Here is a 21,018-nt window from a genome sequence, read left to right as displayed (position 1 = left end):
AACCAAGCACGTCTTTCAGCGATAAATCCGAATTTTTCACGAAATGGAGGAAGAACGATATGGATAGATTTAAAGTTGTGGTGACAGACTACGAATTTCAAACGTTGGCACCTGAACAAGAAGTGCTTTCATCTCTCAATGTGGAGTTTGTCGCCACCCAGTGTCGTACAGAGGAGGAAGTCATTTCCGCGTGCAGGGACGCCGACGCCATTATCAACCAGTATGCTCCAATATCTGCAGAGGTAATCGCACAACTGGAAAAGTGCAAAATCATTTCCCGATATGGCGTCGGTGTCAATACAGTTGATGTAGACGCTGCCACCGAAAAGGGTATTATTGTAGCCAATGTAACGGACTATTCGATCGATGAGGTCTCGGATCACGTGCTGGCGCTGTTGCTTTCGCTAGCTCGCAAAATCGTCAAATTGAATCACGAAGTAAAGAGTGGTACATGGAATTTTAATGTCGGCAAGCCGATTTACCGGCTGCGGGGGAGAACGCTCGGTCTTGTGGGATTGGGAAGAATTCCGCAAGCGTTGGCGAAAAAGGCCCAAGCTTTTGGACTGCGCGTTATTGCCTATGACCCGTACGTCCCCGCTAAAGTGGCTGACGAGCTCAATGTTCAACTGCTTGGACTGAACGATGTGTTCCGACAATCGGACTACATTTCCGTTCATGCCCCGTTGACTAAAGAAACAAAAGGAATGATCAGCGACGAACAATTTAACTTGGCGAAAAAGGAATTGATCATCGTCAACACGGCTCGTGGCCCGGTCATTGATGAATCCGCTTTAATTCGCGCTTTACAAGAGGGAAAAATCAGCGGCGCTGGGCTCGATGTGACGGAATGTGAGCCAATCCAACCGGACAACCCTCTCCTGAAAATGGAAAACGTGGTCATTACTCCTCATGTAGCCTGGTATTCTGAGGAATCGGAAAAAGAATTAAAACGGAAAACCGCTCAAAACGTTGCCGATGTATTGTCGGGATATTATCCGACCTATCTTGTCAACCATAACGTCAAGGAAAAGATGCGTTTGAAAGAGAAAGGGCTTTATGTATAAACAGTCTTGGGGAGTCCGCGTTTGAGACCATTTGGTGTATATGATAATAAAGAGGTTGATAATACGGTACAATCAAGGTAGGCGAAGGCCTGCCTTTATTTTTGTGGGCGTCAACACGCACTGTACTTGGAATATACGTATGCTCCCATGGATGATTTTCAAGCAAAAGCAAACAGAAGGATTTTTCCATGCCAACGACGAACGATACGAAAAGGAAAAGATGGCGAAAAGGGGGGATGACGATGACGAGCAATGGCGACACCTCGCCGATGGTCAGTCGCTGCCAAACGTTGCAAGAAGTCATGCAACTGATGGCGGCTCGTGGGCTTGAGTCGGTGAACGTGATCGATGAGCATGGCCGGACGGTGGGGCGGTGCACGTGGCGGATGATGCTGCGGGCGGCGGCGGATGGGCTCGATCGTTCCATGCCGATAGGGGAAGTATTGACGGCATTTTCCGACAAGTGGGAAACGAAACAGGAAGGCGTCTGCGTTGCAATGCTAATGTCCGAAAGCGATTCCAAAGCAACGAATGAGCTCGGGCGACTGCGGCGTGAGTTGGAGGAAGCGCACCGTCTGGCTGAGACGATGAAAACGGTGCTGGATGCGGCGTACGAAGGGGTGGTTGTCGTCGATGAAGACGGCGTGGTTCGTGAAATCAACCGGGCGTATTGCCAGTTTCTCGGCATTCGCCGGGAAGAAGCGATCGGAAAACATGTGACGGAAGTGATCGAAAACACCCGTCTGCACATTTGTGCTCAATCGGGCATTCCAGAAAGAGGATATATTCAAAAAATTTACGGCCAGCCGATGGTGGTGCACCGCATCCCGATTTGGCGGGACGGCAAGGTGATCGGGGCGATCGGGATGCTTATTTTCCAAGGGGTATCGGAAGTATATGAAATTTTCCGGCGCCTGCAGGAGCTGTCGCGTGAGGCAAGCCGGAAGGAGAAGAAAGAAGCGAAACCACAGGAGACGGCCGACTCCGCCCCGAAAGGAATCGAGCGGATCATTGGCCGCAACCCGGCGATCGCCGCTGTGAAGCAGATGATTCGTCGGGCGGCGCGCGTGCCGTCGACGGTGCTCATTACCGGTGAAAGCGGAACGGGGAAAGAGGTGGTGGCACGGGCGATCCATGAAGCGGGGCCACATGCGGACGGACCGTTTGTCAGCGTGAATTGCGCCGCCATCCCTGAGTCGTTGTTGGAAGCGGAACTGTTCGGCTATGAAGATGGGGCGTTCACCGGTGCGAAAAAAGGGGGCAAGCCCGGCAAGTTTCAACTCGCCCATGGAGGGACGCTGTTTTTGGATGAAATCGGCGATATGCCGCTTGCCATGCAGGCGAAAATTTTGCGCGTCTTGGAAGAAAAGAAAGTGGAAAAAGTCGGCGGACTATACGAAACCAAGGTGGACGTGCGCATTATTGCCGCGACGAACAAGCCGCTTGAGGAGATGGTGCGGAATGGAACCTTTCGCGAAGATTTGTTTTATCGGTTGAATATCATTCGCATTCATCTTCCGCCGTTGCGCGAGCGGAAAACGGATATTCCGGCGCTGTTGGCTTACCATATGGAACGGATATGCCGACAGTTTGGCGTCGCGTTGAAGTCGTTTACCAAAGAGGCCATGGAAGTGCTTGTCCACTATTCATGGCCGGGGAACGTCCGCGAACTGGTCAACGTCGTCGAATGGCTGATCAGCATGGTCGAAGGAGATGTGATCGAACGCGAACACTTACCGTCTTACTTGTCGACCGTTCAACCGGCAGCCTCGTCTTTGCCAAACGGTGGTGTGAAGATGGCTGATCGGTGGAAAGAAATGGTCTATCAATCAGAACGTGAGCGCATCGCTGCGGCGCTGGTGGCGGCGGGCGGCAATAAGGCGGAAGCGGCAAGGAGGCTCGGCATTCACCGCTCGACGTTATATGAAAAACTGAAAAAATACGGATTATAGACACAACGGCGGAACAGCCGTTGTTTTTGTGTACGCCCGGCATGGGTGCGACGCTATAGGGTGAAAGTCCCGAACGGGGGCTGGCGAGCGCCTACCGTTAGCTGAAAGCAAGGGTGTCCACCGCGAGGTGGAATCTGAAGGAAGCTGGAAGCAAACACTCGACCTGAGGTACACGAACCCAATGGGAGGCCGTCACAGTCGGACGAGTCTGCACAACAAGACGAAGTCCTAAGCCGCCAAGGGCTGTGGAGGTAGATTGGGCAGGTACATGAGTGGAAAGTGTCCATCCTTATCCGGGGAGGCCTGTACGGAACGCCTTCTGACGATGGCAACCAGAGTCGAAAGGCTCTGCTGAACGTACAGGAGTCAGCAGAGGCCATAGTACTGGAGTAAGGGACGCCTGAAACAGGAAGGGCCGAACGTCAACTCAGGGATGAATCAGACTCTTTCGAGATGTTGCGTGTCGAAGCAGAATTCCTTTCGGAACTCATCTGAGGAAGCAAGGGTGAAGCCCAGAGGGCCTCAGGTCGAGGGCTGAGCGCAACCCGGCAAGACCTGAATCTCATCCCGCGGAAGGAGAAGATCACGATGGCTTTGTTGGAACGCATCTTAGCGAGAGACAACCTCATCACGGCGCTCAAACGGGTCGAAGCGAACCAAGGAGCACCGGGAATCGACGGAGTATCAACCGATCAACTCCGTGACTACATCCGCGCTCACTGGAGCACAATCCGCGCCCAACTCTTGGCGGGAACTTACCGGCCGGCGCCTGTCCGCAGGGTCGAAATCCCGAAACCGGGCGGCGGCACACGGCAGCTAGGCATTCCCACCGTGGTGGACCGGCTGATCCAACAAGCCATTCTTCAAGAACTCACACCCATTTTCGATCCAGACTTCTCCCCTTCCAGCTTCGGATTCCGTCCCGGCCGCAACGCCCACGATGCCGTGCGGCAAGCGCAAGGCTACATCCAGGAAGGGTATCGGTACGTGGTTGACATAGATCTAGAAAAGTTCTTTGACCGTGTCAATCATGACATCCTGATGAGCCGGGTAGCCCGAAAAGTCAAGGATAAACGTGTGCTGAAACTGATCCGTGCCTACCTGCAAGCCGGCGTTATGATCGAAGGGGTGAAGGTGCAGACCGAGGAGGGGACGCCGCAAGGCGGCCCCCTCAGCCCCCTGCTGGCGAACATCCTTCTCGACGATTTAGACAAGGAATTGGAGAAGCGAGGATTGAAATTCTGCCGTTATGCAGATGACTGCAACATCTATGTGAAAAGTCTGCGGGCAGGACAACGGGTGAAACAAAGCATCCAACGGTTCTTGGAGAAAACGCTCAAACTCAAAGTAAACGAGGAGAAAAGTGCGGTGGACCGCCCGTGGAAACGGGCCTTTCTGGGGTTTAGCTTCACACCGGAACGAAAAGCGCGAATCCGGCTCGCCCCAAGTGTAAATTAGCACATTATTTCAGAATCCCTTTTTCAAATTATTTCAGATGGATTCCGAAATAATGTGCAAAATTTTTGCGGATTGTTCCGGATTTTGCACATTCTTTCGGAACGTTTGCACGCTCTTTCAGATAAAGATTTCCAGCTCACCTGATGGACCGATGAAAAAGAGGAAGCACAAAAGAGGCCGATTAGGCCCCTTTCATGTTAATACCCCATTTCCTCTGCGGCCATGCGCACCACTTCTTCGTCAATGGCGTCCTTTTTCAGCTGATGCCCGTATAACAGGCACGTCGTGGCCAACGTGTTGATGACACGGGGCCAACCACGTGATTGCAGGGCAATCGCCTCTAACGCCGATGGAGTGAAGATCGGATGCTTCGCCCCGGCCTGTTTCATCCGATGCTCGATGTAGCCCGCCACCTCTTCCTTCTCCAGCGGCCCCATCCGGCATCGCATGATGATCCGCTGGTCGAGAGGGCGGTGCTGATTGAGCCGCAGCTTTCCCTGTAAATGGGGCAGCCCGGCCAACATCAAGACAAATGGGTTGGTCGAATCCATCTCAAAGTTGAACAAGATGGCGATGTCTTGTAAAAAGGCATCTTTGGCCAAATGCATCTCGTCCAAAATGAACACCGGCGTGATCCGTCGTTCATGATGCAATCGCTCGATCGCCTGCTGGATTTGGCGGAAGAGGTCCACCTTGCGGTATTTCGGTTCTTCCCCCAACCCAAGGGCCAGCCCACGGTAAAAATCCATCACGCCTCCGGTCGATAACGGGAAGTAGACCACATGATACAACGAAGGGGACAACGATTCCTTCCACGCCCGAAGGGCGAACGTCTTGCCCGCCCCCGGCTCTCCGATCAACAGCCCGATTCCCCGGGTTCGTTTCACGTACTCCAGCGCCCGCAGCGCTTCTTGAAACGCCGCCCCTTGATACGCCTCGGATGGGTCGGTTTCTTTCGCAAACGGCTCCCGCGAGAGGGAATAAAACGTTTTATACATCCTGTTCGCCCTCCTTCGCCGAAACCGCCGCAAACGGCGACCGGTGGCGCTTCACATAGGCATTGTCCTCCAAACGCACCCGAATGGCTTCCGCCACCCGTTTGCCATCTTCATACACATAGACGCCTCGTTCGTCATAGCGGAGCTCAATCGATTGCCCAATGAACCGAGGCGGCACTTCGTATAGCTGTTTATTCAGGGTGATCGTGCCATCGGCTTTCACCTTGCGGTGCTCCCGTTTCAGAAAAATCGCGTCCAGCCAATCGATGTCTTCGATCCACACCACTCGTTCCACTTGGGACTGAAACACCTCATGCGGCGTTTTTCCGTCCAGTGAGGCGTGCGGTTTTCGATGATACTCTTCTTCAAGCCACTTCCAAAAACGCTCGTTCAACTCGTCAAGCGACTTCGGCGGATTCAGCTCTAACAGCGGATAAAACCGCGTCTGTACGGTGCGGAAGAACCGTTCGATTTTCCCTTTGCTTTGCGGGTCATACGGCTGAGTGTGGATGAGCGTAATCCCCATCTCGGCGCACGCATACTGCAGCACCTCGGATCGATAAATTTTCCCGTTGTCCGAGTAAATGCGTTTCGGCTTCCCGCAACGAAGCACCGCTTCCTTTGTGACGATCCGCAGCCCGTCAAATTTCTCCGAGGGGAAAAACTGCGCGTACGGCACCAACCGCGAGCAGTCATCGATATACGCGATCAAAAACGTTTTCTGGGCTTTCCCATGGACGCGAATCGTGGGTCCATGGGATAAGTCCCCTTGCCATAGCTCATTGATCTGGTCATACGCAAAACGCTTTCGCTCCGGCATCGGCAAGATTTCTTTTCCGTGTGAGTAAAATATTTGTGGGTGACATTCCGAAATGATCCCCGACGAGGGTTGCGAACTTTTGTTCGCGACGCTCGTCGGGGCCACCAAGCGAAGCGCGGTAGAACAAGCAAATGTCATGCAAAAAGGACTCTCTCCCTGCTATGATGGTGATTGTCAACATCAACCGAAAACAGGAGGGAGAGAGTCCATGAAACATCTTACCACAGAATGGCCTTTATTAAAAGAGTTGGAGGAACAATTGTTGAGAACTCTTCAAAAGGTGTTCGCTGTCTTGTTGGCGGCCCTTTTGGAGGAGATCGATCAACAACTGGCGGAAGCGCGGGACAAGCGCCGGTATCAGCTGAAAGACAAACGGCCGACTACGATCCAAACGCTGTTTGGGGAAGTGACGTTCCGACGGAACTACTACTATGATCGACAAACGGGGGCGTATACGTTCTTGCTGGATGCCGAACTGGGCTTTGATGGAGCGCAGTCGATCAGCCCTTGCCTCGAGGAAACGGCGGTCGAGTTGGCCGTCGAGTGCTCTTCCTACCGCAAAGCGGCTCGCACGCTGGAGTCGATCGTGGGGTATGCGGTCCTCAGCCACGAGGCGATTCGCCAACTGGTGCTGGAGGCCCCTGTCTCGCTGCATCACCCTGTTTCCAAACGGCACGGCCGGGTGCTGTTTGTGGAGGCCGATGGACTGTTTATTTCCCGCCAGGGGAAAGGGAAACGGGCGAAAGAAGAGAAAATCCTGGCGGTTCACGAGGGATGGAGACGAAACGGGTCGCAGCTTGAGCTGGTGAACCGGCGCCACTACCTCCATGAAGGGACGGGGACGTGTGGGAACAGTTTGAGGAGTGGCTGATGAAGGAATATGCCTATGATCCGTGCCAAGACCTGTTGGTCATCAACGGCGACGCGGCGTCGTGGATCACGGCCTGCCGGGAGTATTTTGGGAAGCGGGCGTGCTTTCAGCTGGATCGATTTCATGTGGCGCGGGAGCTGCGTCAGTGTCTGTCCGGCCATCCGCGTTGGCGGGAGGTGCGGAAGAAGCTGGCGAAACAAGATGAAGAAGGGCTTCTCGTAGAGCTGAACAGCGCGGTCGGCACGTTGGAGGACGAAGCGAAAGAGAAGCAGCTGGCTGCCATGATCCGCCGGATCGAGTCGATGCCGGGATGCATCCGGGACTATCGGGGTGGCTGTCGGAGCAAGGGGTGGAGACGACCGGCATGCGTCCGATGGGCCATGCGGAGAGTGTGATGAGCCGGTTTGCGCATCGGGTGAAATCCCGCCGCAGCTGGAAAGACCAAGGGCTTCGGGCGTTTCTGAGGGCGATGGCAGCCCGAATCGACGGGATCGGGTGGAGAAAGGGACGGTGGGAGGAGCAAGAGCCCCAGTCGACCGTCTCGGCCTCAACAAAGTCCAAGCGGATCGAACAGGCCAAACGGAAGGCCGGACAGTTGTGGGCGGATGTGGTGCGTCAGAATATACCGTGTCTGCAACAGTCATCCGGGACGCCGATCCATCAAGCGTTGTCGGCGCTCCGGGATGGTGGTTGGGTGTAAAAAAATGGAATATCGTATCATCGTCTCAAGATGAGGGATGAGAGTCCGAAAGCGCTTACGATATGAATTCCTGAAAATGGTTCGCTAACTAGTGATTGACAACGCCCGTAGTGAATCGAAAAAATGTTCTCCACAAAGTCTTGACTGACTCTTCTTTTCCCACCAGGTTGTGTTTTTTCAACAATCGGTATATAGTAAAGTATGAGAGGGTGGTGGGAATGTCCCCCTGCTTGGTGAGTTGTTCGTAGAATAGGGTCACGGGCATGGTGGGATGTTCCTTCCTCAATGCTAGAATATGATCCTCATCATCGGGGACAGACGTCTGGAGCGGCCGCGGTCCGAACGGCGCTTCGGCTTCAAGGCGTCGAAGCCCCCTTTTTTGTATCGGGCGCACCAATCCAGAATCGTCTTCGCCGCAATGGGCTTGTCCCCTTGATGAGGAATCGAATGCACTCGCCCGCCCACCTCATTCAAATACGCTTTGGGCTCCACCTGGCCATTCACCAACGGAGCGATCAGCCCGTACCGAAACAGCGCGATGTCGTGTCTCATCGATTCATCCATCCGGATCTCCTCCCTGTCTCCCTGTGATGTTGGACCGTTCCGGTCCCTCTGCCTCCTATCTTACGAAACGGCTCGAGATTCGTCGAGAGGAAGGGTTTGTGGGAACATCAATCATATCCGTTTTTGGTGTTAAGTGGAAAATCAGGAAGAAATTTGATCCGCAAACGGATGCCACCTCTCGTTTGTCCATAGGTCTTGGATGATCGAGCCCACCCCCCGTCCCTCCAAGGTCTGCATCCACCAAACCGCCCGTTCTGTTCTTGCGTTCCCCACAGGGCCGATGATCCCCCACCTTCTCGCCGCCGCGTGATGCAAGCGAGAGAGATTCCGTAAAAATCGTCGGACATAAAACAAGATGACCTCCTTGGTGGGAAAACCAACCTGTTTGGTCTTCGCTCCTCGCCTTGGCGTTTCCAGCCACGTTTTGACTGCTTGCCAAATAACCGATCGTGTATATTGAACATACGGGAGGAGGAAAGAAGGCAGCACACTCACGGTTTTGCGACACTCTTGACAGCGATATCGTGCGATCCAAAGGTGATACTCCCCCTCTGCCGTCAACGCATAGCGTTGGTAGTATCCGTGACGATGCAAGGGCGGCGGGATGGACAGTGGGGCATTGGTTCACGTCAGGAAAATCGTTCCCTTTCCCACGATCCGTATACGTTTGAATGTCAATGCCAAAGTCGTGAAACTGGATCACACTTCCTCCCCCCCCTCCTTGAAACGAATGGAAATCTTCGTCCGAAACAATTCACAAAAAATTTAGCACATTCCTTCAGAAAAGGGGAGAGGGCTTTCTGAAAGAATGTGCAAAAAAATGGGCGTTTTATGCTGAAATAAAATGATAATTTACACCCAAGGTCGATTCAACGTCTGAAACAGCGGATCCGACAGCTGACCAACCCAAACTGGAGCATATCGATGCCAGAACGAATTCATCGCGTCAATCAATACGTCATGGGATGGATCGGGTATTTTCGGCTCGTCGAAACCCCGTCTGTCCTTCAGACCATCGAAGGATGGATTCGGAGGAGGCTTCGACTCTGTCAATGGCTTCAATGGAAACGGGTCAGAACCAGAATCCGTGAGTTAAGGGCGCTGGGGTTGAAGGAAACAGCGGTGATGGAGATCGCCAATACCCGAAAAGGAGCTTGGAGAACAACGAAAACGCCGCAACTCCACCAGGCCCTGGGCAAGACCTACTGGACCACTCAGGGGCTCAAGAGTTTGACGCAACGATATTTCGAACTCCGTCAAGGTTGACGAACCGCCTAGTGCGGACCCGCATGCTAGGTGGTGTGAGGGGACGGGGGTTAGCCGCCCCCTCCTACTCGATTGTGATGTCGGATTAGTGTCTGGTTATTGTTTGATAGATGTCTTGTTTGTGTCGGTGATGGCGCTTTTGTTTTGAATCGGCTTCCTTGTTGCGGTGCGCTTTGTATGTTGGCACGAAACTTGCTTTCTAAAAGAGGTGAAACCGTTATCAAAATCAGGAGGGGACGCGATGTACGAATTGTTGGTGCCCAGCCGGGTTGTGTATGGGCGCAATACGTTCGCCGAAGTCGGCCCACAGGCAAAAGCGCTCGGAACGAAAGCGCTCATCGTCAGCGACCCGGTGATGGAGAACATCGGGGTGGTTGCCCGCTGTGAGCAATATTTGCAAGAAGCGGGGCTGCCGTTTGTGAAGTATACAGGAGTCGACAGCGAGCCGACGGATGTCCATGTGAAGGAAGCGCTTGACGTCTGCCGGAGCGAGCAGTGCGATGTCATTATCGCTCTTGGCGGCGGCAGCAGCATCGACGCCGCCAAGGCGGTCGCCGTCATGATGACAAATGAAGGGGAGATCAGCGACTATATCGGCAATCAAAAGCGGTTTGCCGAAAAACCGCTGCCGCTCATCGCCATTCCGACAACGGCTGGAACGGGTTCGGAAGTGACGAAAGTAACGGTCATTATCAATACGAAGACGGACGTCAAAATGATGATTTCCCAACCGGAGCTGCTTCCAGCCGTGGCGATCGTCGACCCGTTGCTCACGGTTTCGTGCCCGCCGTCCGTTACAGCGGCGACTGGGGTTGATGCGCTCTGCCATGCGATCGAGGCGTACATTTCCCGGCGCGCCCATCCCGTGACCGATGCGCTGGCGCTCTCTGCCATCGAAGCGATCGTCGGCCATTTGCGCCGGGCGTACGAAAACGGGGAAGACATCGAAGCGCGGGAAAAAATGGCGATCGCCGCCATGAAAGCCGGCATGGCGTTTTCCAACGCCTCGGTGACGCTTGTGCACGGCATGTCGCGGCCGATCGGCGCGCTCTTCCATGTGCCCCACGGCGTCTCGAACGCGATGTTGCTGCCGGGGGTGCTCGAGTTTACAAAAGACAGCGCCATCGAACGATTGGCGGTGATCGCCCGCATCATCAAGCCGCCGCTCAAAGACGTTTCCGATACGGAAGCGGCTGAGGCGCTTGTTGAAGAAGTGAAGCAGCTTTGCCGCGATTTGCGCATTCCGAATATGAAAACGTGGGGCATCGACAAAGCGGCGTTTGACAAAGCGGTTGATAAAATGGCGGCCGATGCGCTCGCGAGCGGCAGTCCAAGCAACAATCCGAAAGTGCCGACCCATGAGGAAATCGTCGCCTTGTACCATTATTGCTATGACTATCAGTACGACACCAAAACCGTAAGTTCGTAAATGAGTCCGACGGCTGGGATGGTGATTGCAGGACGCATGACAGCGACCAGCAGCAAACGGACAGCAAAGAACGCCGCTTTTTGGAAGCGTTCAGCCCGCCGGCCGTTTCCGCGAAAGGAAGCGCTCGTCGATCATCCATAGCCCTTGTGTGCGTTCATGAACCAATCTTTTGAAAGATCGACTAGAAAGGTGGTTTCATCCATGAGTTCCGTGACCGAAACGAAAACATTGAAAAATTTTATCGGCGGCCAATGGGTCGCGTCAACATCCGGAAAAGAAGAAATCGTGCCGAACCCGGCGACAGGAGAAGTGCTGGCGAAAGTGCCGCTCTCTTCGCGCGAGGAGCTTGATGCGGCGGTGGCGGCTGCGAAAGAAGCGTTCCGCGAATGGCGCAAAGTGCCCGTTCCGCGCCGCGCCCGCATTTTGTTCCGCTACCAGCAGCTCCTTGTCGAGCATTGGGAGGAGCTTGCCCGCCTTGTGACATTGGAAAACGGCAAAGTGTACGAAGACGCCTACGGCGAAGTGCAGCGCGGCATCGAATGCGTCGAATTTGCGGCGGGAATTCCGACGCTTATGATGGGCCAACAGCTGCCGGATATCGCGACCGGCATCGAATCGGGCATGTACCGTTACCCGCTCGGCGTCGTTGCCGGCATTACGCCGTTTAACTTCCCGATGATGGTGCCGTGCTGGATGTTCCCGCTTGCCATCGCTTGCGGCAACACGTTTGTGTTGAAGCCGTCTGAGCGGACGCCGATGCTCGCCAACCGATTAGCGGAACTGTTCACCGAAGCCGGCCTGCCGCCGGGAGTGCTCAATATCGTTCATGGGGCGCATGAAGTCGTGAACGGCATTTTAGAGCACAAAGATATTAAAGCCGTCTCGTTCGTCGGCTCACAGCCGGTCGCCGAATATGTGTACAAAACGGCCGCCGCCCACGGCAAGCGCGTACAGGCGCTCGCCGGTGCGAAAAACCATTCGATCGTCATGCCGGATGCCGACCTTGATATGGCGGTGACGAACATCATCAACGCCGCCTTTGGTTCGGCGGGTGAGCGGTGCATGGCGTGTTCGGTCGTCGTTGCTGTCGGCGATATCGCTGATGAGTTAGTGAAACGGCTCAAAGAAGCCGCCGATCGCATCCAAATCGGCAACGGGCTCGACCAAGGCGTCTTTTTAGGCCCGGTCATCCGCGAGTCGCACAAAGAACGGACGATCAAATACATCGAAATCGGCGAAAAAGAAGGGGCGCTCCTTGTCCGCGACGGCCGCCGCGACTCGGCGACGAGCGGAAAAGGGTATTTCATCGGCCCGACGATTTTCGACCATGTCAAACCGGGCATGACGATTTGGACGGACGAAATTTTTGCCCCGGTTCTGTCGGTCGTCCGCGCCCGCGATTTGGACGAAGCGATTGAGATCGCCAACCGGTCGGAATTCGCCAACGGCGCCTGCATCTACACGGACAGCGCCAAAGCGATCCGCCAGTTCCGTGAAGAAATCGACGCTGGCATGCTCGGTATCAACGTCGCCGTCCCAGCGCCGATGGCGTTTTTCCCATTCTCAGGCTACAAAAACTCGTTCTATGGTGACCTCCACGCCAACGGCCGCGACGGCGTCGAGTTTTATACGAGAAAGAAAATGGTGACGGCGAGATATGAATAGGAAAACAATGAAGCAGCCCGCTTGGATTCGGGCTGCTTTTTTATCACCTCACACTGAGTCGTGACGGCATTCAAAAGGCGCGAAGTGTGATAGAATAAAATAAAAAAGGGTGTGAGTTTCATGGCTATGGACTACTTTCAGGTGAACTTGCCGAAAGAGTTTTTGCCCGCCATTAATGAATTGGAAGGCAGCACCGTTGAGGCGAAAATAAAGCTTTCATTGGCGATTGGGCTGTTTGTTGGAAAACAGGTGACGCTAGCGAAAGCGGCTGAATTGGCAGGAAAATCCTTAGGGGAATTTATCGATGTATTGCGTTCGAAGGCGATTCCTTGGATGGAATATACGGAGGAACACATCAAAGATGATTGGGACACGGTGCAACAATTGAGCAATGAAAATAGGGATCGCAATGAGTAGGGTTACGGTCAACTCTACACCGATTATAGGTCTGTCGATCGTTGGTCAATTGACTCTTTTGTCTGACCTATTTGATGAAGTATATGTTCCGGAAGCTGTCTATCAAGAAATTGTTCATCACCATGCCCCACGCCATTATGGAAAAGAAGAGCTCAAACGATTGGTCAACGAGGGGGTGTTTCGACTATACCATGTAAAAAATCGCGGCCTTGTTGAAAGTTTGTATGGAAAATTCCATGCCGGGGAGTTAGAAGTTATTATTGGAGCGAAAGAACTTGGTGCTCAAGCCGTTGTGATGGATGAGCATGCTGATAGACCATTGTCGAAACAAATTCTTTTTAACATCTTTCCGAAAGAAGTCTCCCACTTTGAAACGAAGTGAAAGTGGGAGATGAATGTCGGTTGGCGTCAGCCAACGAATAGGATAGAATATGGCTAGAACGGACACCTTCGGAACGAAGGGAAGCGTAAAGGGTTCTTGTGTGTGGCTTACCGTTCGGCGAACACACACAAGTCGCTTGAAGCCCCCATCTCTAAGCGAAGCGTAGGTGGTGGGTAGTTCACGGCCTATCGGTACAATTGGAGTTTTGATTCTAGGGAAGAAAAACAGGAAAATAGCGGAAGTCAAGCCGCTGTTAGACACTCTGCTTGACAATGGATTTTATCTCTCCCAACGTCTCTATCGAGAGGCGTTGTCGTTGGCAGAAGAAACGCCGTAACCCCGCCCGCGCGGGGGTTTCTTTTTTAACCCCTGTCAACAACCCCCTTGACAAAATCGCGTTTACTTATCATTGAAGGGCCGGTTGTAAGCGTTTTAAGATAAAGATACAGTCAAGCAAAAGGAGGAGCGACGTTATGACGCATACAACCGGAAATGAAACAGGATTCCGTGTGAAGATTCAGCGGTTTGGCAGTTATTTGAGCGGCATGATTATGCCGAACATCGGCGCGTTTATCGCCTGGGGCTGATTACCGCCCTATTTATCCCGACCGGCTGGCTGCCGAACGAGACGTTTGCGAAGCTCGTCGGGCCGATGATTACGTATTTGCTGCCGCTGTTGATTGGCTATACGGGCGGCAAAATGATTTACGACGTCCGCGGCGGCGTCGTTGGGGCGACGGCGACGATGGGGGTCATCGTCGGTTCGGACATCCCGATGTTTTTAGGCGCGATGATCATGGGGCCGCTTGGCGGTTATGTGATCAAAAAAGTGGATGGATTGTTCCAAGGGAAAGTCAAGCAAGGATTCGAGATGCTTGTCAACAACTTTTCGGCCGGGATCGTCGGCGGCGTGTTGACGCTCCTTGCCTTTAAAGGAGTCGGCCCGGTCATCTCGCTCATCAGCAAAACATTAGCGGCCGGAGTGGAAAAAATCATTGATTGGCATTTGTTGCCGCTGGCGAACTTGTTCATCGAGCCAGGGAAAGTGCTGTTCTTGAACAACGCAATCAACCATGGGATTTTAAGTCCGCTTGGCGTCGAGCAAGCAGCAAAAACCGGGAAATCGATTTTGTTCTTATTGGAAACGAACCCTGGTCCAGGGTTGGGGATTTTGCTCGCGTATTGGCTGTTTGGCAAGGGGATGGCGAAACAATCGGCGCCGGGGGCGGTCATCATCCACTTCCTTGGCGGGATTCATGAAATTTACTTCCCGTACATTCTCATGCGCCCGATTTTGATTTTGGCAGCCATGGCAGGCGGCGTGAGCGGGGTGTTCACGTTTACCATCCTCAACGCCGGGCTTGTGGCCGTGCCGTCGCCGGGAAGCATTTTCGCCTTGCTGGCGATGACGCCAAAAGGGAATTACTTTGGCGTGCTAGCCGGCGTGTTCGTCGCCGCAGCGGTATCGTTCCTCGTCGCGTCGGTGTTCTTGAAATCGGCGAAACAAAACGAAGAGGAAGAAGACTTGGCCAAGGCGGCAGAAAAAATGCAACAGTTAAAAGGGAAACAAAGCCAAGTGGCGGCCGCGTTGCAGCAACAAGAGGAAGTGGCAGCGGCGGTGGCGGAACAGGCCGTCCCTGTGCGGGTGAAAAAAATTGTCTTTGCGTGTGACGCCGGAATGGGCTCGAGCGCGATGGGAGCATCGATTTTGCGCAACAAAGTGCAAAAAGCCGGGCTCGATATCGAAGTGACGAATACAGCGATCAACCAGCTTCCGGCCGACGCCGACATCGTCGTCACCCATCAAAATTTAACCGACCGGGCGAAGGCAAAATTGCCGAACGCCTACCACGTATCGGTCGAAAACTTCTTAAACAGCCCGAAGTACGATGAGTTGATTGAACAATTGAAAAAGAACGCGTAAGTCGGCATGAAACGCAGGGGAAATGGCGTTCCCCCTGCGTTTTGTTTTACGGCAGCCTGCTGTTTCGAGTCGGTTTTCCGGCCAGCAGGGTTGGTTTTGGCGCCGAAAAAGGAATCATGAATGTGAAATTAAAAACTGTCAACAATAACAATGACGAAAATGAAACATCTCTTCATTGTCAAATCAAGAAAAAAGCTCTTACAATAAGAAATGAAGAACTGATTGATCAATTTAAAACTGTCAACAATACGACCGAAGATGGGAGGTGAACGGCGATGTACGTATCGGCACGGGAGCGGAAGCTGCTTGAGCGTTTGTTGGCAAGCGACCGTGATTGGACCGTCGGCGAACTGGCCGAGGAGCTGAATGTCAGCGCCCGTACGGTTCACCGCGATTTGCAAGGGCTCGAATCGGTGTTGCGTCGTTACGGGCTCGAGCTCGTAAAAAAGGCGGGGGTCGGCATCCGTCTTGTTGGGAAGGAAGAAAACAAACAGGCGCTGGCCGCAGAGCTGTTTCGCCTTTCTCATCATGAATACACCCCCGAAGAGCGGCAACTCATGATTTTAATCGCCCTGTTGGAAGCGGCCGAGCCGGTGAAACTTGTCTCCTTGGCAAATGACTTGAATGTGACGGTGGCGACCGTCAGCTTTGATTTGGACAAATTGGAACAAACAATCGAAGCGTATGGGCTTTCGCTCATCCGCAAGCGTGGATACGGGTGGAACTGGCCGGTTCAGAATCGGCGAAACGGCGCCTGATCAGCGACTTGTTGTTCCGCCATGTTGATGAACACGAATTTTTGGCGCTCATGAAAGAGACGATCCAAAGGCGCGCTGACGAACCGCTTGATACGATGGCGGAAAAACTGCTCGGGTTCATCGACCGGAAAAAGCTTGCCATCATTGAGCAGCAAATCGAGCAAGTGAAAGAAACGCTCCCGTTTACGATGGCCGATAGCTCGTACATCGCCTTTGTCGTCCATTTGGCTCTAGCGATCGAGCGCATCAAGCGGGGAGAAGCGATCCACTTCGATCCGCGGGATTTGCAGACGCTTCAAGCGACGAACGAATACGAAATCGCTCGCGTGCTCGCCGAATCGTTGGAAAAAGTCTTTGGCGTTGCCATCCCCAGCGAGGAGATCGGCTATATGACGATGCACTTGATGGGAGCGAAATGGCGCAGCCGCCAAGGGACGATGATGGAGGAAACGAGCTTAGCTGTCGGCATGAAAGCCCAGCAACTCATCCGCTTTGTCAGCCGCGAACTTGGCGTCGATTTGTCCGCCGACCGCACGCTGTATGAAGATTTGGTCGTCCACTTGAAGCCAGCCCTGTACCGCTTGGAGCACGGAATGGGAGTGTCCAATCCGCTGCTTGAGCAAATTAAGCGGGACTATGCGGAGCTGTTCGCCATTGTCGCAGAAGGGGCAAAGCAACTGTTTGGCAACGTCCCGATGCCTGAGGAGGAGATCGGCTATTTAGTGCTCCATTTTGCCTCCGCGCTCATGCGGGAGAGAAAAGGCTGGCGGGTGCTCGTCATTTGTTCGAGCGGGCTTGGGACGGCGAAAATTTTAGCGACGAGGCTGAAAAAAGAGATTCCGGACATTGTTTCGCTGGAACAAGCGTCCGTGTTTGAATGGAAAGAGAAAGATGCAAGCGCGTATGACCTTGTCGTCTCGACCGTGCCGCTGGCCGATGAAGGCGGCCCATATTTCACCGTCAGCCCGATGTTGACGGAAGAGGAAGCGCGGGCGATTCGTGAATTTTTAGAGCGAAAATCGGCCGCTGAAAAGCGGATGAGGAAAGAGTCAATCGCACAGAGAAACAGGCCAGCGCTCGAGGCGATGAAGGCGGTTCGGCGCATCAGCGAGACGGTCGTCCACCTGTTGGACGGTTTTTCCCTCGAGGTGGTCAAGAGGCGCTCTGTTCATGAACTATTGACGGACGCGTGCCGCCGCCTCGAACGAAGCGGCGTCATCGTCGATGCCGATGTCGTCATCGAGGAGCTGCGGCGCCGCGAGTCGCTTGGCGGGCTTGGCGTCCCTGGCACGACGCTGGCGCTTTACCACGCTCGAAGCTTCGCTGTCCTTCGTCCATCTCTGACGATGTACCGACTTGATGCGCCGCAAACGGTGCCCGGCATGGACGGGGAGCCGATGGAGATCAACACGGTTGTGTTGCTTCTCGGCCCTGCTGATGCGGATGAAGAGATGCTTTCAGTATTAAGCCATGTGAGCACGTTGCTCGTAAAGGACGAGCAAAGCGCGGCCACGTTGGCTTATGGCGGCGAAGACGAAGTGTATTCACTTATTAGCGGTCATTTGGAACAATTTTTCGATGATTATTGGATATCGATGAAGGAGTGAAATAGATGTTGACCCATTCGATTTTAAACAAAGAAAACATTGTGCTCAATGCACAACCAAAAACGAAAGAAGAGGCGATCCGCCTCGCCGGCGAGGTGTTGGTTAAGCAAGGATATGTCGCCCCGGCATATGTTGATGCGATGCTTGAACGGGAAGAACTGACATCAACGTATATCGGCAACAACGTCGCCATTCCGCACGGAACGGAAGCGGCCAAAGCGTTCGTGAAACAGTCCGGCATTTCGATCGTGCAAGTTCCAGGCGGCGTCGATTTTGGCGGCGGCAACATGGCCACGATCGTGATCGGCATTGCCGGTAAAGACGGCGAACATTTGGACATTCTCTCCCAACTCGCGCTTGTGTGTGCGGAAGCGGATCATGTAGAAGCAATGGCGAACGCCAAAACAGAAGAAGAAATTCTTGCGCTGCTCCATGAGGTGAACGGCTGATGCGGGCCGTCCACTTTGGCGCCGGCAACATCGGCCGCGGCTTTATCGGCAGTCTGCTGGCTGCGTCGGGATATGACGTCGTGTTCGTTGATGTCAATGGACAAATCGTCCGTTTGCTGAAAGAGCGGGGGAGTATCGCGTCATTGTCGCCGGCGAGCAGCGAGAAGAACAATGGGTGCGCGGCGTCTCGGCGTTGAACAGCCAAACAGAGCGGGAGCAAGTCATCGCGGCGATCGCCGCCGCTGATTTGGTCACGACCGCCGTCGGCCCGCACATTTTGCCGGCCATCGCCCCCCTTGTTGCTGAAGGGCTCAAGCAGCGGCTGGCCGTCCAGCAAGCTCCGCTTCATGTCATCGCGTGCGAAAATATGATCGGCGGCACGGAGACGTTGAAGCGGCACGTGTTTGCCCATCTTTCCGAGGCCGAACAACAGCTGGCGGGCGAGTCGGTCGGCTTTCTCAACTGCGCGGTTGACCGCATCGTGCCAAACCAAACGAACGATGATCCGCTGGCGGTGACGGTCGAGCCGTTTTTCGAATGGGCGATTGAAACGCGCAACGTCATCGGCGCGGTTCCGCCGATTCAAGGAGCGCATTTTGTCGCTGACTTAGGGCCGTATATTGAACGAAAGTTATTTACTGTCAACACCGGCCATGCCCTTGCCGCCTACTTAGGCTACCTCAAGCAATACGAAACCGTGCAAGACGCGATGAAAGACAGCGCCATTCGGGCGGATGTCGAACAGGCGCTCAGCGAATCCGGAGCGGTGTTGGTGAAAAAGCACGGTTGGAAGGCAGATGAGCACCGCGCGTATATCGAGACGACGATCGGGCGCTTCATGAACCCGGCGCTGTCCGACGACATCATCCGTGTCGCCCGCTCGCCGATCCGCAAACTTGGGCCGAACGACCGCCTCGTCGCTCCGGCAACGCAATACTGTGCGCTATTGGGCAGCGTCCCCGCTGGTCTTGCCAAGGGCATTGCCGCGCTGCTCTTGTTTGATCATCCGGAAGACAGCGAGGCGGCCGAGCTCCAACAAACGATCCGACAACGCGGGGTCGAAGAGGCGCTTCGGCAATACGCCGGGCTCGAAAGTGCGCACCCGCTTGCGGCCGCGGTGAGGGAAGAGTACGGGAGAATGGAGAAAAACAAAAGCTGACCGCCTTTCAAATGTCGTCGACCTCCAATCGTGCAAAAATCCCGGGGGATCGACGACAATGTTTTTTTGCGTCAAAATCCTACAACCAACACGGCTCAGCAGTATTGACAGAATTTTTGAAACGTGATATTCTGAAAACAGCCAAAAGGGGAAAAGCTTGATTTTATGCGCATTCTTTGGGGTTTTTATCGTACCTATGAGGGATTGAAACTCTGTGGCGATGAAAGGACCTTTCACTTTGTCTTTAGTTTTTATCGTACCTATGAGGGATTGAAACCTATACCACACTACCTGAGTCAACCTTGTCCGCGTAGTTTTTATCGTACCTATGAGGGATTGAAACTATGCCTCATCCCATGTTAATCTACGGCGACGTTTGTGTTTTTATCGTACCTATGAGGGATTGAAACTTCAATATGATTCAAGTAGATGTGCGTATCACCCAGTTTTTATCGTACCTATGAGGGATTGAAACCTTAGATGGTGTCAGCCATCTATGGTCATTTCTTACACGTTTTTATCGTACCTATGAGGGATTGAAACTATGCCTCATCCCATGTTAATCTACGGCGACGTTTGTGTTTTTATCGTACCTATGAGGGATTGAAACTTCAATATGATTCAAGTAGATGTGCGTATCACCCAGTTTTTATCGTACCTATGAGGGATTGAAACCTTAGATGGTGTCAGCCATCTATGGTCATTTCTTACACGTTTTTATCGTACCTATGAGGGATTGAAACGGCAACAAACGCAGGTAATGCAATTGCAACTTGGGCCACGTTTTTATCGTACCTATGAGGGATTGAAACGTGCCAAGGTTTCAACGCCGCGACAGGGAAACGATAGTCACACGTTTTTATCGTACCTATGAGGGATTGAAACAACCAACATGGCCAAAGTATTTTTTAACCGCTTCATGTTTTTATCGTACCTATGAGGGATTGAAACCGGCGTATTGCTCGGATGTTTAAGCAAGTACGAAACCGTTTTTATCGTACCTATGAGGGATTGAAACGCAAGCGACGTCGGGACAGCCGGCAGGAAGCCGGCCGTTTTTATCGTACCTATGAGGGATTGAAACTCAGATGGAAAAAGAAGGTGTATGAATGCGAGGTTTCTGTTTTTATCGTACCTATGAGGGATTGAAACATACCAATGAAAATATCGTGCAGTCAAAGTTCACCGAGTTTTTATCGTACCTATGAGGGATTGAAACTCACCAAAGGCGTTAAGGGTGAATAGCGGCCTAACGCGTTTTTATCGTACCTATGAGGGATTGAAACCAAGCGTGTTATTGAGTTTTTCGGTTTCTTCTTGTATTGCGTTTTTATCGTACCTATGAGGGATTGAAACGCATATATAGGCAAATCAATAAGGCTTCAAAGAAGAATGTTTTTATCGTACCTATGAGGGATTGAAACGCAGGATTGTCGCCAGCTCCGCACCAAATGTAGTCGGCGTTTTTATCGTACCTATGAGGGATTGAAACCCAAGAAACCATTTAACGATTCAATCGGCGAGACGGTTTTTAT

Annotated in this window: 11 protein-coding genes, 7 pseudogenes and 1 CRISPR repeat array (1 of these 19 cut by a window edge); of the genes and pseudogenes, 14 read left to right on the top strand and 4 right to left on the bottom strand. The window is 53.2% G+C overall.

Annotation, left to right across the window (positions count from 1 at the left end; genetic code table 11):
• The first annotated feature begins 59 nt into the window (after positions 1-59).
• From A0V43_RS07410 to ltrA, 3 genes and pseudogenes are all read left to right on the top strand, one after another.
• Entirely contained in the window at positions 60-1,064 is a 1,005-nt protein-coding gene (locus A0V43_RS07410) for a C-terminal binding protein (protein ID WP_063192765.1), read from the top strand.
• A 242-nt stretch (positions 1,065-1,306) separates the two neighbouring features.
• Positions 1,307-3,016 carry a sigma 54-interacting transcriptional regulator gene (locus A0V43_RS07405; RefSeq protein ID WP_063192764.1) on the top strand — a complete coding sequence of 570 codons (1,710 nt, stop codon included), beginning with the start codon at positions 1,307-1,309 and terminating at the stop codon, positions 3,014-3,016.
• A gap of 588 nt (positions 3,017-3,604) precedes the next feature.
• Positions 3,605-4,462, top strand: a pseudogene (ltrA, locus tag A0V43_RS07400) (group II intron reverse transcriptase/maturase); the annotation flags it as partial.
• A 209-nt stretch (positions 4,463-4,671) separates the two neighbouring features.
• Here the strand turns inward: ltrA and A0V43_RS07395 are convergent.
• Positions 4,672-5,472 (bottom strand): ExeA family protein, encoded by an 801-nt coding sequence (locus tag A0V43_RS07395; protein WP_063192763.1) that lies wholly within the window; start codon positions 5,470-5,472, stop codon positions 4,672-4,674.
• Positions 5,465-6,310: pseudogene (locus tag A0V43_RS07390) on the bottom strand (DDE-type integrase/transposase/recombinase); the annotation flags it as partial. The pseudogene A0V43_RS07390 and the gene A0V43_RS07395, both read right to left, overlap by 8 nt.
• A gap of 34 nt (positions 6,311-6,344) precedes the next feature.
• Here A0V43_RS07390 and A0V43_RS07385 point away from each other — a divergent pair.
• Positions 6,345-7,863, top strand: a pseudogene (locus A0V43_RS07385) (ISLre2 family transposase).
• A 151-nt stretch (positions 7,864-8,014) separates the two neighbouring features.
• Here the strand turns inward: A0V43_RS07385 and A0V43_RS07380 are convergent.
• Together A0V43_RS07380 and A0V43_RS20400 are read right to left on the bottom strand one after the other, a co-directional pair.
• Positions 8,015-8,427: pseudogene (locus A0V43_RS07380) on the bottom strand (helix-turn-helix domain-containing protein); the annotation flags it as partial.
• A gap of 141 nt (positions 8,428-8,568) precedes the next feature.
• Positions 8,569-8,988, bottom strand: coding sequence for a DUF6431 domain-containing protein (locus A0V43_RS20400; protein ID WP_236931027.1), 420 nt, complete (start codon positions 8,986-8,988; stop codon positions 8,569-8,571).
• Between the two features lie 363 nt (positions 8,989-9,351).
• Between A0V43_RS20400 and A0V43_RS07370 the strand changes: the two genes are divergently transcribed.
• The 10 genes and pseudogenes from A0V43_RS07370 to A0V43_RS07325 all read left to right on the top strand — a co-directional run bounded on the left by A0V43_RS07370 (position 9,352) and on the right by A0V43_RS07325 (position 19,483).
• Positions 9,352-9,693, top strand: a complete 342-nt coding sequence (locus tag A0V43_RS07370; protein WP_063192762.1) for a group II intron maturase-specific domain-containing protein — start codon at positions 9,352-9,354, stop codon at positions 9,691-9,693.
• A 241-nt stretch (positions 9,694-9,934) separates the two neighbouring features.
• On the top strand, positions 9,935-11,122 hold the full coding sequence (locus tag A0V43_RS07365) for an iron-containing alcohol dehydrogenase (protein WP_063192761.1): 1,188 nt from the start codon (positions 9,935-9,937) through the stop codon (positions 11,120-11,122).
• Between the two features lie 201 nt (positions 11,123-11,323).
• Positions 11,324-12,787 (top strand): CoA-acylating methylmalonate-semialdehyde dehydrogenase, encoded by a 1,464-nt coding sequence (locus A0V43_RS07360; RefSeq protein WP_063192760.1) that lies wholly within the window; start codon positions 11,324-11,326, stop codon positions 12,785-12,787.
• A 120-nt stretch (positions 12,788-12,907) separates the two neighbouring features.
• On the top strand, positions 12,908-13,204 hold the full coding sequence (locus tag A0V43_RS07355; RefSeq protein WP_236930987.1) for a UPF0175 family protein: 297 nt from the start codon (positions 12,908-12,910) through the stop codon (positions 13,202-13,204).
• Positions 13,197-13,586 carry a PIN domain-containing protein gene (locus tag A0V43_RS07350; RefSeq protein ID WP_236930986.1) on the top strand — a complete coding sequence of 130 codons (390 nt, stop codon included), beginning with the start codon at positions 13,197-13,199 and terminating at the stop codon, positions 13,584-13,586. The genes A0V43_RS07355 and A0V43_RS07350 overlap by 8 nt, the downstream gene beginning before the upstream one ends.
• 166 nt (positions 13,587-13,752) lie before the next feature.
• Positions 13,753-13,923, top strand: coding sequence for a DUF3368 domain-containing protein (locus A0V43_RS18835; protein ID WP_081601531.1), 171 nt, complete (start codon positions 13,753-13,755; stop codon positions 13,921-13,923).
• Positions 13,924-14,059: 136 nt separating this feature from the next.
• Positions 14,060-15,510, top strand: a pseudogene (locus tag A0V43_RS07345) (PTS mannitol transporter subunit IICB).
• A 275-nt stretch (positions 15,511-15,785) separates the two neighbouring features.
• Positions 15,786-17,875, top strand: a pseudogene (locus tag A0V43_RS07335) (BglG family transcription antiterminator).
• Positions 17,876-17,880: 5 nt separating this feature from the next.
• A complete protein-coding gene (locus tag A0V43_RS07330) occupies positions 17,881-18,324 on the top strand; it encodes a PTS mannitol transporter subunit IIA (RefSeq protein ID WP_063192758.1) in 444 nt (147 codons plus the stop codon).
• Positions 18,324-19,483, top strand: a pseudogene (locus A0V43_RS07325) (mannitol-1-phosphate 5-dehydrogenase). Before A0V43_RS07330 ends, A0V43_RS07325 begins: the two are co-directional and overlap by 1 nt.
• Positions 19,484-19,664: 181 nt before the next feature.
• Positions 19,665-21,018: direct repeats of the CRISPR family, unit length 30 nt; unit sequence GTTTTTATCGTACCTATGAGGGATTGAAAC; it runs 148 nt beyond the window's last position.

The organism is Geobacillus sp. JS12 (assembly GCF_001592395.1).
In the GTDB taxonomy this organism is placed as follows: Bacteria; Bacillota; Bacilli; order Bacillales; family Anoxybacillaceae; genus Geobacillus; species Geobacillus zalihae.
Note: the sequence above shows the minus strand (reverse complement) of the source record. Positions and strands in the feature narration are given on the sequence as shown.